Annotated in this window: 18 protein-coding genes; 10 read left to right on the plus strand and 8 right to left on the minus strand. The window is 67.2% G+C overall.

Annotated elements, in window-relative coordinates:
• Nucleotides 1-81 precede the first annotated feature (81 nt).
• From ftsY to HSX14_RS02570, 5 genes are all read left to right on the plus strand, one after another.
• Nucleotides 82-1503: a signal recognition particle-docking protein FtsY gene (gene ftsY / locus HSX14_RS02550; protein ID WP_173175107.1), complete on the plus strand. Its 1422-nt coding sequence runs from the start codon at nucleotides 82-84 to the stop codon at nucleotides 1501-1503.
• Nucleotides 1500-2168, plus strand: coding sequence for a cell division ATP-binding protein FtsE (ftsE, locus tag HSX14_RS02555; protein ID WP_021218338.1), 669 nt, complete (start codon nucleotides 1500-1502; stop codon nucleotides 2166-2168). The genes ftsY and ftsE overlap by 4 nt, the downstream gene beginning before the upstream one ends.
• Nucleotides 2168-3187, plus strand: coding sequence for a permease-like cell division protein FtsX (gene ftsX, locus HSX14_RS02560; protein WP_173175105.1), 1020 nt, complete (start codon nucleotides 2168-2170; stop codon nucleotides 3185-3187). Before ftsE ends, ftsX begins: the two co-directional genes overlap by 1 nt.
• A 112-nt stretch (nucleotides 3188-3299) precedes the next feature.
• Complete coding sequence (rpoH, locus tag HSX14_RS02565) at nucleotides 3300-4154, plus strand: RNA polymerase sigma factor RpoH (RefSeq protein WP_173175104.1); 855 nt, start codon at nucleotides 3300-3302, stop codon at nucleotides 4152-4154.
• A gap of 58 nt (nucleotides 4155-4212) precedes the next feature.
• Nucleotides 4213-4818 carry a hypothetical protein gene (locus HSX14_RS02570; RefSeq protein WP_173175102.1) on the plus strand — a complete coding sequence of 202 codons (606 nt, stop codon included), beginning with the start codon at nucleotides 4213-4215 and terminating at the stop codon, nucleotides 4816-4818.
• Here the strand turns inward: HSX14_RS02570 and mtgA are convergent, their stop codons facing one another.
• The gene (mtgA, locus tag HSX14_RS02575) at nucleotides 4819-5529 is read right to left on the minus strand and encodes a monofunctional biosynthetic peptidoglycan transglycosylase (protein ID WP_173175100.1); all 711 of its coding nucleotides are present in this window, start codon (nucleotides 5527-5529) and stop codon (nucleotides 4819-4821) included.
• A gap of 69 nt (nucleotides 5530-5598) precedes the next feature.
• On the opposite strand from mtgA, the gene HSX14_RS02580 reads away from it, so the two are divergent.
• The 5 genes from HSX14_RS02580 (at nucleotide 5599) to HSX14_RS02600 (ending at nucleotide 9352) form a co-directional block, all read left to right on the plus strand.
• Nucleotides 5599-5976 (plus strand): DUF423 domain-containing protein, encoded by a 378-nt coding sequence (locus tag HSX14_RS02580; protein ID WP_173175098.1) that lies wholly within the window; start codon nucleotides 5599-5601, stop codon nucleotides 5974-5976.
• Nucleotides 5977-6090: 114 nt separating this feature from the next.
• Nucleotides 6091-6291 (plus strand): sulfur carrier protein ThiS, encoded by a 201-nt coding sequence (gene thiS, locus HSX14_RS02585; protein WP_111262615.1) that lies wholly within the window; start codon nucleotides 6091-6093, stop codon nucleotides 6289-6291.
• Between the two features lie 20 nt (nucleotides 6292-6311).
• Nucleotides 6312-7106 (plus strand): thiazole synthase, encoded by a 795-nt coding sequence (locus HSX14_RS02590; RefSeq protein ID WP_111262614.1) that lies wholly within the window; start codon nucleotides 6312-6314, stop codon nucleotides 7104-7106.
• An 8-nt stretch (nucleotides 7107-7114) separates the two neighbouring features.
• A complete protein-coding gene (gene trmB, locus HSX14_RS02595) occupies nucleotides 7115-7831 on the plus strand; it encodes a tRNA (guanosine(46)-N7)-methyltransferase TrmB (RefSeq protein ID WP_173175096.1) in 717 nt (238 codons plus the stop codon).
• A 177-nt stretch (nucleotides 7832-8008) separates the two neighbouring features.
• The gene (locus HSX14_RS02600) at nucleotides 8009-9352 is read left to right on the plus strand and encodes a DUF1329 domain-containing protein (RefSeq protein WP_173175094.1); all 1344 of its coding nucleotides are present in this window, start codon (nucleotides 8009-8011) and stop codon (nucleotides 9350-9352) included.
• 101 nt (nucleotides 9353-9453) lie between these two features.
• On the opposite strand, the gene HSX14_RS02605 is transcribed toward HSX14_RS02600, so the two are convergent.
• From HSX14_RS02605 to metX, 7 genes are read right to left on the minus strand one after another with little or no spacing between them, the layout of a single operon-like run.
• Nucleotides 9454-9708, minus strand: a complete 255-nt coding sequence (locus HSX14_RS02605) for a hypothetical protein (RefSeq protein ID WP_173175092.1) — start codon at nucleotides 9706-9708, stop codon at nucleotides 9454-9456.
• A gap of 57 nt (nucleotides 9709-9765) precedes the next feature.
• Nucleotides 9766-10089: a DUF3392 domain-containing protein gene (locus HSX14_RS02610; RefSeq protein ID WP_111262610.1), complete on the minus strand. Its 324-nt coding sequence runs from the start codon at nucleotides 10087-10089 to the stop codon at nucleotides 9766-9768.
• 16 nt (nucleotides 10090-10105) lie between these two features.
• Entirely contained in the window at nucleotides 10106-11263 is a 1158-nt protein-coding gene (hemW, locus tag HSX14_RS02615; protein WP_228723534.1) for a radical SAM family heme chaperone HemW, read from the minus strand.
• A 53-nt stretch (nucleotides 11264-11316) separates the two neighbouring features.
• On the minus strand, nucleotides 11317-11910 hold the full coding sequence (rdgB, locus tag HSX14_RS02620) for an RdgB/HAM1 family non-canonical purine NTP pyrophosphatase (protein ID WP_173175088.1): 594 nt from the start codon (nucleotides 11908-11910) through the stop codon (nucleotides 11317-11319).
• A complete protein-coding gene (locus HSX14_RS02625; protein ID WP_173175086.1) occupies nucleotides 11907-12326 on the minus strand; it encodes a DUF4426 domain-containing protein in 420 nt (139 codons plus the stop codon). Before HSX14_RS02625 ends, rdgB begins: the two co-directional genes overlap by 4 nt.
• Before the next feature lie 15 nt (nucleotides 12327-12341).
• Nucleotides 12342-12962 (minus strand): methionine biosynthesis protein MetW, encoded by a 621-nt coding sequence (gene metW, locus HSX14_RS02630; protein WP_173175084.1) that lies wholly within the window; start codon nucleotides 12960-12962, stop codon nucleotides 12342-12344.
• A gap of 10 nt (nucleotides 12963-12972) precedes the next feature.
• The gene (metX, locus tag HSX14_RS02635) at nucleotides 12973-14112 is read right to left on the minus strand and encodes a homoserine O-succinyltransferase MetX (RefSeq protein WP_173175082.1); all 1140 of its coding nucleotides are present in this window, start codon (nucleotides 14110-14112) and stop codon (nucleotides 12973-12975) included.
• Nucleotides 14113-14204 lie beyond the last annotated feature (92 nt).

Here is a 14204-nt window from a genome sequence, read left to right on the forward strand (position 1 = left end):
TAGGATACTCCATCCCTTTCCGGCACGGCGACGCTACCGGGCCAGGCCCAGAGCGGCCGCTCCTTGAGATACAAGCTACCCATGTTTGGTTCCAACGACGACAAGAAGACGCCGGCCGAGGCCGCTGAGAAAAAATCACTGTTCGGCTGGCTGCGCAAGAAACCGCAGGAAGCGGCTCCCGTGCCGCCCGCAGAACCCGTCCCATCCGAGCTGCCTCCCGTCGAGGCGGAGCCCGTGGCACCTGCGCCCGTGGCGGAACCCGTTGCCGAGGTGGCACCCGCCGCCCCGCCGGTCGAGCCGCAGCCCGAGCCCACCCCCGCTGCGCCGCAGCCGCCGGTGGACCTGGCGCCGGTCCCGGCCGAGCCTGTTGCACCTGCACCTGCACCTGCACCTGCACCTGCACCTGCACCTGCACCTGCAGCGCCGGTCGAGCCTGTCGTCAGCGCCCCCGCGCCGACCGCCGAGCTCGCCCCGGCGCCGGTTGTCGAGGCTCCTGTTCCGGCTGCCGAGCCCGCCGTCGACGCGCCTGCCGCCGCACCGGCCCAGCCGCAGCCCGTGGCCGAAGCCGCCAAGGCCGGTTTCTTCGCCCGCCTCAAGCAGGGCCTGTCGAAGACCAGCGCCAGCCTGGGCGAGGGCATGGCCAGCCTGTTCCTCGGGCGCAAGGCCATCGACGATGACCTGCTCGACGAGATCGAGACCCGCCTGCTGACCGCCGACGTCGGCGTCGAGGCCACCACCGCCATCGTCCAGAGCCTGACCCAGAAGGTCGCGCGCAAGCAGCTGGCCGACAGCGACGCCCTGTACAAGGCCCTGCAGGACGAACTCGCCGCGCTGCTCAAGCCGGTCGAGCAGCCCCTGCGGATCGATGCCGGTAAGCGCCCCTACGTGATCCTCGTGGTCGGCGTGAACGGCGTCGGCAAGACCACCACCATCGGCAAGCTGGCCAAGAAGCTGCAGCTCGAAGGCAAGAAGGTCATGCTCGCCGCCGGCGACACTTTCCGCGCCGCAGCCGTTGAGCAGCTGCAGGTCTGGGGCGAGCGCAACAACATCGCCGTCATCGCCCAGCACACCGGTGCCGATTCCGCCTCGGTTATCTTCGATGCCGTGCAGGCCGCCAAGGCCCGTGGCATCGACGTGCTGATCGCCGACACCGCCGGCCGCCTGCACACCAAGGACAACCTCATGGAGGAGCTGAAGAAGGTGCGCCGCGTGATCGGCAAGCAGGACGAGAGCGCCCCCCACGAGGTGCTGCTGGTGCTGGATGCCGGCACCGGCCAGAACGCCATCAACCAGGCCAAGCAGTTCCACCAGGCGGTCAGCCTTTCCGGCCTGGCGCTGACCAAGCTCGACGGCACCGCCAAGGGCGGGGTGATCTTCGCCCTGGCCAAGCAGTTCGGCCTGCCGATCCGCTACATCGGCGTCGGCGAGGGCATCGACGACCTGCGCGATTTCGAGGCCGAGTCCTTCGTTCGCGCGCTGTTCGCGGAGCGGGAGCGCGCATGATCCGTTTCGAGCAGGTGGGCAAGCGGTACCCCAACGGCCACGTCGGCCTGCATGAACTGAGCTTCCGCGTACGCCGTGGCGAGTTCCTCTTCGTCACCGGCCACTCCGGCGCCGGCAAGAGCACCCTGCTGCGCCTGCTGCTCGCCATGGAGCGCCCGACCACCGGCAAGCTCCTGCTGGCGGGCCAGGACCTGTCGCAGATCACCACCTCGCAGATCCCCTTCCTGCGCCGGCAGATAGGCGTGGTGTTCCAGAACCACCAGCTGCTGTTCGACCGCACCGTGTTCGACAACGTCGCCCTGCCGTTGCAGATCCTCGGCCTCGCCAAGCCGGAGATCGCCAAGCGCGTCGGCGTGGCGCTGGAGCGTGTCTCCCTGGCCGACAAGGCCGAGCTCTACCCGGCCGATCTTTCCACCGGCCAGCAACAGCGCGTCGGCATCGCCCGCGCCGTGGTGCACCGTCCGGCCCTGCTGCTGGCGGACGAGCCCACCGGCAACCTCGACCCGCGCCTGGCGGCCGAGATCATGGGCGTCTTCGAGGACATCAATCGCTTGGGCACCACGGTTCTGATCGCCAGCCACGACCTGGCGCTGATCGCCCGCATGCGCCATCGCATGCTCACCCTGCAACGTGGTCGCCTGATCGGCGATGGGGAGGCCGGCTGATGAGCGCGACCCGCATGCCGCCACCCAAGCCCGCCGAGCGGGTGGGCGCAACCGCCAAGCCGACCGAGCCGCAGAAGGGCGGCGACGACGGCCCTGATTTCAGTGCCCTGCTGCACGCCTGGCTGGAGGCGCATCGCGCAAGCCTGGTGGACAGCCTGCGTCGACTGGGCCGCCAGCCCATCGGCAGCTTCTTCACCAGCCTGGTGATGGCCATCGCCCTGAGCCTGCCCATGGGCCTGTCGCTGCTGCTCAACAACGTCGAGCGCCTGGGTGGTTCCTGGCAGCGCGCCGCGCAGATCTCGCTGTTCCTGCAGATGGACGCCGGCGAGGCCGACGGCCAGAAGCTGCGCGAGGAGATCAGCGGCATGGCGGATGTCGCCGAGGTCGAGTGGATCAGCCGCGAGCAGGCGCTGGACGAATTCCAGCAGCAGTCCGGCCTGGGCCAGGCGCTCAAGGAACTGCCGGAGAACCCGCTGCCCGGGGTGATCCTGGTCACCCCCAGGGAAGTCGACAAGACCACCCTCGAGGCCCTGCGCCTGCGCCTGGCCGAGCTGCCCAAGGTGCAACAGGCCCAGCTCGACCTGGTCTGGGTGGAGCGCCTGTCGGCGATCCTCAAGCTGGGCGAGCGCTTCGTCTTCGGCCTGACCCTGCTGCTGGTGTCGGCGCTGCTGCTGGTGATCGGCAACACCATCCGTCTGCACATCGAGAACCGCCGCACCGAGATCGAAGTCATCAAGCTGGTAGGTGGAACCGATGCCTACGTACGGCGTCCCTTCCTTTATATGGGGGCGCTCTACGGCATTGGCGCCGGCCTGCTCTCCTGGCTGGTGCTGGCCTTCGGCCTGGACTGGCTGAATGACGCGGTGGTCCGACTCGCCGGCCTCTATGGCAGCGACTTCGCCCTCGGCGGCGTGCCCTTGGCCGATGGTCTGTCCTTGCTGCTGGGCGCCGTGCTGCTGGGCTACATTGGCGCCTGGTTGGCCGTGGCGCGTCATCTGAGCGAGCTCGCGCCCCGCTAGAAACGCTTCGGGAAAGGCTGCTCCCGATGGGGTGTAACGAAACTTTTACGCCCCCTTGCAGTCATAAAAGCCAGTGCTAAACTGCGCGAGCTTAGTGAATCGGAGGATTCGCATGACCACTTCCCTGCAACCTGTCTATGCCCTGGCTCCCGGTGCGAACCTGGATGCCTACGTGCATGCGGTCAACGGCATCCCGCTGCTGACCCCCGATCAGGAGCGCGAACTGGCCGAACGCCTCTTCTACCAACAGGATCTGGAAGCGGCGCGGCAAATGGTGTTGGCGCACCTGCGCTTCGTTGTACACATCGCCAAGAGCTACTCCGGCTATGGTCTGGCCCAGGCCGACCTGATCCAGGAAGGCAACGTCGGCCTGATGAAGGCCGTGAAACGCTTCAACCCGGAAATGGGCGTGCGTCTGGTGTCCTTCGCGGTGCACTGGATCAAGGCCGAGATCCACGAGTTCATCCTGCGCAACTGGCGCATCGTCAAGGTCGCCACCACCAAGGCGCAGCGCAAACTGTTCTTCAACCTGCGCAGCCAGAAGAAACGCCTGGCCTGGCTGAACAACGACGAAGTCCACGCCGTGGCCGAGAGCCTGGGCGTGGAGCCGCATGAAGTGCGGGAGATGGAAAGCCGGCTGACCGGCCACGACATGGCGTTCGACCCGGCGGCGGATGCCGACGACGACACCGCCTACCAGTCGCCGGCCCACTACCTGGAAGACCACCGCTACGACCCGGCCCGCCAACTGGAGGAAGCGGACTGGAGCGACAGCTCCACCGCCAGCCTGCACGAAGCGCTGGAAGGCCTGGACGAGCGCAGCCGTGACATCCTCAACCAGCGTTGGTTGGCCGAGGAGAAAGCGACCCTGCATGACCTGGCCGCGAAGTACAACGTCTCCGCCGAGCGTATCCGTCAGCTGGAGAAGAATGCGATGAACAAGCTCAAGGGCTTCATCCAGGCGTAAGCCAGCGACCCCATCCAAGCCGCCCCCTCGGGCGGCTTTTTTCTGCCCGGAGCGAACCATGCCGATGCCCCCACTCCGTCCGCGACACTGGCTGTTGTTCGTCCTGGTCGCAGCGGCCTTCTTCTCCCTGGCGCTGTGGATGCAGCGCGGTGGCGAGTCCGGCACGCCGCTGGCCTGGGTGAGCGCCTGGCAGCAGCCGTTGCTGGAGCCCATGGCCGAGGGCGAACTGACCCTGGGGGCGCTGAACCGCGAGTCACCGGGTGAATTGTGGCTGCAGCCCGGCAGCGACGGGCCGCGCCTGCTGTTCCGCAGCACCGGTGACGGTGCGGATGCCTGCAACCTGGAAGCGGAGCTGGCCCTGGACGCGGGCGAGCGCGAGAGCCTGCTCAAGGCCCTGGGGACCGACGCTGGCCAGGGCGACCAACCATTGAGCCCGCAGATGCTGGAGCAGTTGGCCGGGCACCGCCTGGCCGCGCTGGAACTGCGTCCGCAGCAGCCACCGGCGGCCTCGCGCCTTGCCGCCAGCATCGGCCAGCCGCGCCTGCGCCTGCAGTTGGGGGAGGGCGAGGCCTGGGTCTATCCGGCCGAGGGGCTGACCGCCCATGTGCTCGACGAACAGGTGCATCAGGTCCGCGTGGTGCCGCGCAGCACGCTCAGGCACTGATCAGATCGGTGTGGCCGGCTTGAGCTGCTCGAGGTAGTGGGTGCCGCCGAGCTGGGTCATCTGCCGGCGGATCCAGCCGGCGCGGCGCGCGACGTAGTTGCCTGGGCGCCCGGCATGCCACTCGCGCGGGTTGGGCAGCACGGCGGCCAGCAGGCTCGATTGCTGGCGTGACAGGTAGGGCGCGCCGATGCCGAAATGGTACCTGGCCGCCGCCTCGGCGCCGAACACGCCATCGCCCCATTCCACGCTGTTGAGGTAGACCTCGAGGATGCGCTGCTTCGACCAGAACAGCTCGATCAGCGCGGTGAACCAGGCCTCCAGCCCCTTGCGCAGCCAGCTGCGGCCGGACCAGAGGAAGACGTTCTTGGCCACCTGCTGGCTCAGGGTGCTGGCGCCGCGCAGCGAGCCGCCGCGCTCATTGTGGGCGAGGGCGGCGCGGATCGCCGGGACATCGAAGCCCCAATGCTCGGCGAACTTCTGGTCCTCGGCGGCGATCACCGCGATCTTCAGGTCGTCCGGCAGCTCCTTCCAGGGGCGCCAGCTGCGCTTGAGGTCGATGGGTTCGCCGTCGATCCAGGACTCTATCTTGCGCTCCACCATCAACATGGTCCCGGGCGGCGGCACCCAGCGGAACAGCAGGACCAGCAGCACCGAGCCGGCGACGAACCAGAGCAGCAGTTTGAACAGGCGACGGCTGAGGGATCGGAACATGCGTGGCTTGGCCGGGGGATGGTTTGCGCGCCATTATAGCGACCGCTTCCTACTTGTCTGGAGTCTTCGATGGCCCGTCTGTTCCTGCTGCTCTCCGCCTTCGCCGGATTCACCGGCGTTGCCCTCGGCGCCTTCGCCGCCCACGGCCTCAAGGCCCGCCTCACGCCCGAGCACCTGGCGGTATTCCAGACCGGCACCCACTACCAGCTGATCCACGCACTCGCCCTGTTCGGCGTCGGCCTGCTGTCCCTGCACCTGCCCGGGCGCCTGGCCAACGCCGCCGGCGGGCTGTTCGCCCTCGGCATCCTGCTGTTCTCCGGGAGTCTCTACGCGCTCACCCTCAGCGGTGTCGGCAAGCTCGGCATCATCACGCCCTTCGGTGGCGTGGCCTTCCTCGGCGGCTGGCTGTGCCTCGGTCTGGCGGCCTGGCAACTGGCGGCACGCTGATCGTCCCGAGTCTGACCCTGGCGTCAAAAATGAGGACGAATGGCGCCATTCAGCCTTGGTCATCGGCATGGATCGGGCTAGAATGCCGACCCCTCAAGTTGTGACCGCATCGTCATGCACATTCAGTTGAACGGCGAACCTTTCGAGCTGCCCGACGGCCAGACCGTCGCGGACCTGATCGCGCGCCTGGACCTGACTGGCCGCCGTGTCGCGGTCGAACTCAACCTCGATATCGTGCCGCGCAGCCAGCATGCCGCCACCGCGCTCAGCGAAGGCGACCGGGTCGAAGTGGTACACGCCATCGGTGGCGGCTAGGCCGCCCGCTAGGAGTCCTCATGAGCCAAACGCCGATCGACAAGCCGTTCACCCTGGCTGGTCGTACCTATGAGTCGCGCCTGCTGGTCGGCACCGGCAAGTACAAGGACCTCGACGAAACCCGCCGCGCCATCGAGGCCTCGGGTGCCGAGATCGTCACCGTCGCGGTGCGCCGCACCAACATCGGCCAGAACCCCGGCGAGCCCAACCTGCTCGACGTGATCCCGCCGAGCCGCTACACCATCCTGCCGAACACCGCCGGCTGCTACGACGCGGTAGAGGCCGTGCGCACCTGCCGCCTGGCCCGCGAGCTGCTGGATGGGCACAACCTGGTCAAGCTGGAAGTCCTGGCCGACCAGAAGACCCTCTTCCCCAACGTGATCGAGACCCTCAAGGCCGCCGAAGTGCTGGTCAAGGAAGGTTTCGACGTGATGGTCTACACCAGCGACGACCCCATCATCGCCCGCCAACTGGCCGAGATGGGCTGCATCGCGGTTATGCCCCTGGCCGGCCTGATCGGCTCGGGCCTGGGCATCTGCAACCCCTACAACCTGCGCATCATCCTCGAGGAAGCCAAGGTCCCCGTGCTGGTGGATGCCGGCGTGGGCACCGCTTCCGATGCCACCATCGCCATGGAACTGGGCTGCGAGGCCGTGTTGATGAACACCGCCATCGCCCACGCCCAGGACCCGGTGATGATGGGCGAGGCCATGAAGCACGCCATCGTCGCCGGCCGCCTCGCCTACCTGGCCGGGCGCATGCCGCGCAAGCTCTACGCCAGCGCCTCGTCGCCGCTGGATGGTCTGATCCGCTGAGATAAACCATGACTGAACAGCAGGACTCGCCGGCAGAAGCCGGCGAAGTGCGTCACCGCACCATCAAGAGTTTCGTGATGCGCGCCGGGCGCATGACCGAAGGCCAGCAACGTGGCCTCGACCAGGGCTGGCCGAAATTCGGCCTGGAGCTGGCCGACGGCCCGCGTGACTTCGACGCGGTGTTCGGCCGCAGCGCCCCGCGCACCTTCGAGATCGGCTTCGGCATGGGCCACGCCACCCTGGAGATGGCCGCCGCCGCGCCGGAGCAGGACTTCATCGGCGTCGAGGTTCACCGCCCCGGCGTTGGCGCGCTGCTCAACGGCGCCATGACCCAAGGCCTGACCAACATCCGCGTCTACAGCTGCGACGCCCTGGAAGTGCTGCGCGACTGCGTGGCCGATGCCAGCCTCGAGCGCGTGCTGCTGTTCTTCCCGGACCCATGGCACAAGTCGCGCCACCACAAGCGTCGCATCGTCCAGCCGGCCTTCGCCGAACTGGTACGCAGCAAGCTGCGCATCGGGGGCGTGCTGCACATGGCCACCGACTGGGAGCACTACGCGGAACACATGCTGGAGGTGATGAACGCCGCGCCCGGCTACCGCAACCTGGCGGAAGACGGTCGTTACGTACCGCGCCCGCAAGAGCGCCCGATCACCAAGTTCGAACGCCGCGGCGAGCGCCTCGGCCACGGCGTATGGGACCTCAAGTTCCAGCGCATCGACTGATACACCTTCGCGGCCCAGGCCGCGAACGCCACGGACGAGCACAACCCTTAGACCGGGACCACCCGGCGCCAGGACGGCACCCTCACCTGATCCGACGTAGATAAAGAGCCCCGCCTATAGTGGTGGTGGCACAAGAACAATAGCGGTGCGACTCGAACGCACCGCGAGGAGAAGGCTGTGTTGAGAAAGTTTGCAATTCTGCTTCTGGCCTCCTGTGCCCTGCAGGCGCAGGCCAAGGTCGGTGCCGACGATGCCGCGCGGCTCGGTGGGGAGCTGACGCCGCTGGGCGGTCAGCGTGCGGGCAATACCGAGGGTTCGATCCCGGCGTGGGACGGCGGCCAATCGACGCCGCCAGCGGGCTACCAGCCCGGCATGCACCACCCCGACCCTTTCGGGGCCGAGGCCCCCAAGTACGTCATCAACAGCAAGAACGTCGGCCAGTACGCGGCGCAGCTGCCGGCCGGCCTCAAGGCGCTGGTGGAGACCTACCCGGACTACTCCGTGCGCGTGTTCCCCACCCATCGCAGCGCCGCGGCGCCGCAGCGCATCTATGACGCCACCCGCTTCAACGCCCTCAACGGCGAGCTGATCGCCGGCGGCAACGGTGTGCAGGGCGTGGCGGCGGGCATCCCCTTCCCGATCCCTTCCAGCGGCCTGGAAGTCATCTGGAACCACATCCTGCGTTACCGCGGCGACCAGATCCACTTCGTCACCAACCAGGCGGCGGTGCTGGCCAACGGCAGCTACAACCTGCTCAAGCTGGATCGCAACATCTACTTCGTGTACGGCCGTGACGGCGTGCAGCCGAAGGACCTGGGAAACACCATCTTCTATTACAAGTACGCCGTCGTAGCGCCGGCCAAGCTGGCCGGTTCCGCGCTGGTGGTGCAGGAGACCCTCGACCAGGTGCTGTCGATCCGCAAGGCGTGGCGCTTCAACCGTGGCGAACGCCGCGTGCGTCGCCTGCCGATGCTGGCCTACGACACCCTGCAGCCGGACACCAACGGCATGGCCACCGCCGACGTCGTCGACTCCTACAACGGTGCCCCGGAGCGCTACGAGTGGAAGCTGGTGGGCAAGCAGGAAACCCTGGTGCCCTACAACAGCTACGCCGTGCACCAGAAGGGCATCCCCTACGATCAGATCCTCAAGACCAAGTTCGTCAACCCGGACCTGCTGCGCTACGAGCTGCACCGCACCTGGGTGGTCGAGGCGACCCTGCGCAAGGGCTTCGCCCACCCCTATGCCAAGCGCCGCTTCTACATAGACGAGGACAGCTGGCAGATTCTCGCGGTCGACCTGTACGACAAGGACGGCCAGTTGATCGGCCTGCAGGAAAGCCACCCGATCAGCTACTACGATGTACCGATGTTCGGCAGCACCCTGGAGACCATCTACGACTTCAAGGGCGGCCGCTACTTCGCCGATGGCCTCGACAACAACGAGCCCATGTACGACTTCAACGCGCCCCTGAGCCCGCGTGACTTCACGCCGCAGGCCCTGCGCCGCGAAGGCAACTGATATTCCGGCCTGCCTGGCCACTCCAGCCGCCCTTCGGGGCGGCTTTTTATTGGGCGCGAAGTGTCGTCCGGGCGTGCGGGGCAGGCCGAGTCCGCGCGTCGCTAGTTGATCATTTCCGCGCCGATGATGGTCTGCTCCGGCAGGGCTGGCGGGGCAGGGCTGATCTGCATGTACTTGATGCTCTCGCGGGGGATGAGCAGCAGGTCGCCGTCCACCTCGATGCTGACGAACGACGACTCCATCTGCTTGCGCAGCCCGCGCGCGACCTCGACCGGGTCGCTGGACTGCTGGGGAAAGCGCAGCGCCAGGCGCTGGCCGTCCTGGAAGTGCATGTAGAGATGCTTGATCGGCTTCATGGCGTGCTCCGTGTCGATGACGTGGCGGCCAGTGGCCGCCGGAGCGTGCCCTGGGCCTCAGTTGCGGTCGGCGAGGACGCCGATCAGGAAGAAGACTAGTAGCAGGACGGGTGCCAGGGTGTAGTTGTTGAAATAACCCAGGCCCTTGGCCAGCCAGGGGGTGAGGAAGATCATCGCCAGGCCGTAGCCCAGCGCGCACAGGGCGACGAACAGCAGTGTGCGGAAGAGGAAGTTGAGGCCGCCGATGCGTTGCTGGATCCAGGCGTTGATGCCGGGGCCGAGCAGCACCAGCAGAGTCGCCATGATGGCCAGGGAGATGTCGTAGAGGTGGCTGCGGCTCCAGCGGGAGAGGGTCGCGACCAGGTCCAGAAGCAGGTCCATCCGTTGTCCTTAGCCCTCAGGGCAGGAAGTGTTGCAGCAGGTCGTTGAGGAACAGCTGGCCTTCCCGGGTCGCCACCAGGCGTGCCGGGTCGGCGTCCAGCAGGCCGCGAGCCTCGGCTTCGCGGCGTGCTTCGGCGAGGCCGGAGAGCGGCAGGCCGGTGCGCGTCGTGAACAGCTCGGCCTGCACGCCGTCGGTGAGGCGCAGCACGTTCATCAGGAACTCGAAGGGCAGCTCGCCGGCGTCCAGCACCCGCTCGCCGGCCTGGAAGGGCTTGCTCCTGTCCAGGTAGTCCTTGGGCAGGCGGGTCTTCCAGGTGCGCACGATGTGCCCGGCCGGATCGCTCAGCTTGGCGTGGGCGCCGGCGCCGATGCCAAGGAAGTCGCCGAAGGTCCAGTAGTTGAGGTTGTGCCGCGCGCGCCGGCCTTCCCGGGCATAGGCGGAGACCTCGTACTGGGCGTAGCCGTGCTCGGCCAGGAGCGCCTGACCGGCCTCCTGGATGTCCCAGAGGATGTCGTCCTCGGGCAGCTCCGGTGGCTGGGTCCAGAACACCGTGTTCGGCTCCATGGTCAGCTGGTACCAGGACAGGTGCGTCGGTGCCTGCTCGATGGCGATGCGCAGGTCGTCCAGGGCGTCCTCGATGGATTGCTCCGGCAGGCCGTGCATCAGGTCGAGGTTGAAGTTGTCGAAGCCGGCCTTGCGCGCCATGTCGGCGGCGCGGATCGCCTCGCCGCCGTCGTGGATGCGGCCCAGGGCCTTGAGCTTGGCTTCCTGGAAGCTCTGCACACCGATGGACAGGCGATTGATGCCCAACTGCCGGTAGGCGGAGAACTTGGCCTGCTCGAAGGTGCCCGGGTTGGCTTCCAGGGTGATCTCGATGTCGCGGGCGAAGGGCACGCGCCGCTCCACGCCATCCAGCAGGCGGCCAAGGGCGTTGGCGCTGAACAGGCTGGGCGTGCCGCCACCGAAGAAGATCGAAGTCAGCTCGCGACCGTGGACGTGGCGCAGGTCCGCGTCCAGGTCCGCCAGCAGCGCGTCGACATAGGCCTCCTCGGGCAACTCGGGGCCGGCGGCATGGGAGTTGAAATCGCAGTACGGGCACTTGCGCACGCACCACGGGATGTGGATGTAAGCCGCCAGAGGCGGCAGCTGGAAGCTCGAAGCTGCAAGCGGCAAGTTTGGAGCTTCTTCGCTTGTGGCTTGCAGCTCGTGGCTTGCAGCTTCCTTCTTCATATCCCCAACCGCTGCTTCAACAGGGCCATGGCGCGGGCGCGATGGCTGAAGCGGTTCTTCTCGGCGGGCGGCATCTCGGCGCTGGAGCAGTCGCCCTCCGGCACCCAGAACAGCGGGTCGTAGCCGAAGCCGTGTTCGCCCCGGGCCTCGAAGAGGATGCGGCCGCGCCAGACGCCTTCGCAGAGGATCGGCAGCGGGTCGTCGGCGTGACGCATCAGCGCCAGGGAGCAGATGAACTGCGCGCCGCGCTCGGCTTCCGGCACGTCCTTCAGAGCGGCCAGCAGCTTGGCGTTGTTGGCCGCATCACCCTGGCCGTCGGCGTAGCGCGCCGAGTAGATGCCGGGGGCGCCGCCGAGGAAGTCCACGGCCAGGCCGGAGTCGTCCGCCAGGGCCGGCAGGCCCGATACGCGGGCGGCGTTGCGCGCCTTGAGGATGGCGTTCTCGACGAAGGTCAGGCCGGTTTCCTCGGGTTCGACGTCGCTGAACTCGCCGATCGAGCGCACACGCACGCTGTCGCCGAGCATGGCCTGGAGTTCCTTGAGCTTGCCGGCGTTGTGGCTGGCCAGCACCAGTTCTTTGAAGGGCATCATTCGTCTGGGAAGAATTCCTGGTCGAAGTTGAAGGTGTTCGGCGCGCCTCCGCCCTGCTGCACCGTCAGGGTGAAGTTGAGCATCTCGCGCTGGCTGAAGGGGAACTGCGCCAGGTAGTAGATGGCGCCGCCCTCGTTGACCTGCTTGAAGGTGAGCGGGGTGACCTTGCCGAGCAGGTCCTTGACCTGGCCGCTGACCTGGGCGGTGCTGGCCTTGCCGGCCTTGAGCACGGCGATATTGACCACGCCCTGGGTCTTGCTGCGGATCAGGCCGACGGCGGCGGCGACATCGGGCTGCAGGAAGCTCGAGTTGAAAGCGCTGTAGTGCACATCCAGGTCGCCGAATGTCTGCTTGCGTTCGGCTGCTGCCGGCAGGGCCAGGCACAGGGCGAAGAGGAAAAGGGTCAGGCGGCGCATGGTGGCGGTCTCCAGTCAGATCGCGATACGGCTTTCCAGCACGCTGGGGCCGCTGACGCGATAGATGCCGATCTCACCCAGGAGATTAGGCCATAGACGGCTTCCCAGGTTGTGGCGGTGCTCATGGTCGACCGCCAGGCGGTCGAGCACCTTCATTTTCATGTCCCGGCACATGGCCTCGAAGTCCTTGAAGGTGCAGAAGTGGATGTTCGGCGTGTTGTACCAGGTGTACGGCAGGAACTCGGACACCGGCATGCGGCCGTTGCGCGCGAGGTACCAGCGGCAGCGCCAGTGGCCGAAGTTGGGGAAGGTGATGATGCACTGGCGGCCGACGCGCAGCATCTCTTCGAGGATGCGGTCGGGGTAGTGCACGGCCTGCAGCGCCTGGGTCATCACCACCACGTCGAAGCTGTTGCTGGCGAAGTTGCCCAGGCCCTTGTCCAGGTCCTGCTCGATGACGTTGACGCCCTTGCCGATGCACTGGGCGATGTTGTCCGGGTCGATCTCCAGGCCGTAGCCGGTGACCTGCTTGTGGTCACGCAGCCAGGCCAGCAGTTCGCCGTCGCCGCAGCCGAGGTCGAGCACGCGGCTGCCGGCGGGGATCCAGTCCTGGATGATTTCGAGGTCGGCGCGCACGGTGGCTCCCTTAGACGGCGATGCGGTTCATGTAACCGCTGAAGGCTTGCAGGTAACGCGGGATCGGCATGAGGAAGGCGTCGTGGCCCTGCGGCGCGTCGATCTCCAGGTAGCAGACGTTCTTCCGCGCGGCGGTGAGGGCGTCGACGATCTCCCGCGAGCGGGCCGGGGAGAAGCGCCAGTCGGTGGTGAAGGACATCACGCAGAAGTCCGCCGTGGCGCCGGCCAGGGTCCTGGCCAGGTCACCGTCGTGGGCCGCGGCCGGGTCGTAGTAGTCCAGGGCCTTGGTCATCAGCAGGTAGGTGTTGGCGTCGAAGCGGCCGGAGAATTCCTCGCCCTGGTAGCGCAGGTAGCTCTCCACCTGGAACTCGACGCTGTGGAAGTCGTAGTTGAGCTTCTCGCTCTTCAGGCCGCGGCCGAATTTCTCACCCATGGCATCGTCGGAGAGGTAGGTGATGTGGCCGACCATGCGCGCCAGCATCAGGCCGCGCTTGGGGATCACGCCCTGGTCCTGGAAATGGCCGCCGTGGAATTCCGGGTCGGTGAGGATGGCCTGGCGCGCCACTTCGTTGAAGGCGATGTTCTGCGCCGAGAGCTTGGGCGCCGAGGCGATAGCCAGGCAATGGCGCACGCGCTCGGGGTAGCTGATAGTCCATTGCAGGGCCTGCATGCCGCCGAGGCTGCCGCCGACCACGGCGGCCCACTGGCTGATGCCCAGGGTGTCGGCCAGGCGTGCCTGGCTGTGCACCCAGTCCTCCACCGTCATCACCGGGAAGTCGGCGCCGAAGGGCTTGCCGGTGGCCGGGTTGATGCTGGAGGGGCCGGTGGAGCCGTTGCAGCCACCGAGGTTGTTCAGGCTGACGACGAAGAAGCGGCGGGTGTCGATGGCCTTGCCGGGGCCGATGCAGCTGTCCCACCAGCCCGGCTTGCGGTCTTCCATGCTGTGGTAGCCGGCGGCGTGGTGATGGCCGGAGAGGGCGTGGCAGATCAGCACGGCGTTGCTGCGGCTGGCGTTCAGCTCGCCGTAGGTTTCGTAGATCAGCTCGTACTCGGCCAGGCTGCGACCGCAAGCCAGCGGCAGCGGTTCGCTGAAACGCTGCACCTGGGGCGTGACCAGGCCGACGGAATCTTCGGGGATGACGGTGGGCATCGCAGCCGCTGCTCTTTATCTGGGAAGGGCGCCAGTCTAAAGAGCACCGTCCCACCCGGCAAGCAGGCGGGACGGCGGCCAAACCCTTGAAT

The organism is Pseudomonas tohonis, from assembly GCF_012767755.2.
Lineage (GTDB): Bacteria > Pseudomonadota > Gammaproteobacteria > Pseudomonadales > Pseudomonadaceae > Metapseudomonas > Metapseudomonas tohonis.

What these genes read in the sequence shown, in the direction of transcription:
- ftsY (WP_173175107.1), top strand. Translation starts at nt 82, where the DNA reads ATGTTTGGTTCCAACGACGACAAGAAGACGCCGGCCGAGGCCGCTGAG.
- ftsE (WP_021218338.1), top strand. Translation starts at nt 1,500, where the DNA reads ATGATCCGTTTCGAGCAGGTGGGCAAGCGGTACCCCAACGGCCACGTC.
- ftsX (WP_173175105.1), top strand. Translation starts at nt 2,168, where the DNA reads ATGAGCGCGACCCGCATGCCGCCACCCAAGCCCGCCGAGCGGGTGGGC.
- rpoH (WP_173175104.1), top strand. Translation starts at nt 3,300, where the DNA reads ATGACCACTTCCCTGCAACCTGTCTATGCCCTGGCTCCCGGTGCGAAC.
- HSX14_RS02570 (WP_173175102.1), top strand. Translation starts at nt 4,213, where the DNA reads ATGCCGATGCCCCCACTCCGTCCGCGACACTGGCTGTTGTTCGTCCTG.
- mtgA (WP_173175100.1), bottom strand. Translation starts at nt 5,529, where the DNA reads ATGTTCCGATCCCTCAGCCGTCGCCTGTTCAAACTGCTGCTCTGGTTC.
- HSX14_RS02580 (WP_173175098.1), top strand. Translation starts at nt 5,599, where the DNA reads ATGGCCCGTCTGTTCCTGCTGCTCTCCGCCTTCGCCGGATTCACCGGC.
- thiS (WP_111262615.1), top strand. Translation starts at nt 6,091, where the DNA reads ATGCACATTCAGTTGAACGGCGAACCTTTCGAGCTGCCCGACGGCCAG.
- HSX14_RS02590 (WP_111262614.1), top strand. Translation starts at nt 6,312, where the DNA reads ATGAGCCAAACGCCGATCGACAAGCCGTTCACCCTGGCTGGTCGTACC.
- trmB (WP_173175096.1), top strand. Translation starts at nt 7,115, where the DNA reads ATGACTGAACAGCAGGACTCGCCGGCAGAAGCCGGCGAAGTGCGTCAC.
- HSX14_RS02605 (WP_173175092.1), bottom strand. Translation starts at nt 9,708, where the DNA reads ATGAAGCCGATCAAGCATCTCTACATGCACTTCCAGGACGGCCAGCGC.
- HSX14_RS02610 (WP_111262610.1), bottom strand. Translation starts at nt 10,089, where the DNA reads ATGGACCTGCTTCTGGACCTGGTCGCGACCCTCTCCCGCTGGAGCCGC.
- rdgB (WP_173175088.1), bottom strand. Translation starts at nt 11,910, where the DNA reads ATGATGCCCTTCAAAGAACTGGTGCTGGCCAGCCACAACGCCGGCAAG.
- HSX14_RS02625 (WP_173175086.1), bottom strand. Translation starts at nt 12,326, where the DNA reads ATGCGCCGCCTGACCCTTTTCCTCTTCGCCCTGTGCCTGGCCCTGCCG.
- metX (WP_173175082.1), bottom strand. Translation starts at nt 14,112, where the DNA reads ATGCCCACCGTCATCCCCGAAGATTCCGTCGGCCTGGTCACGCCCCAG.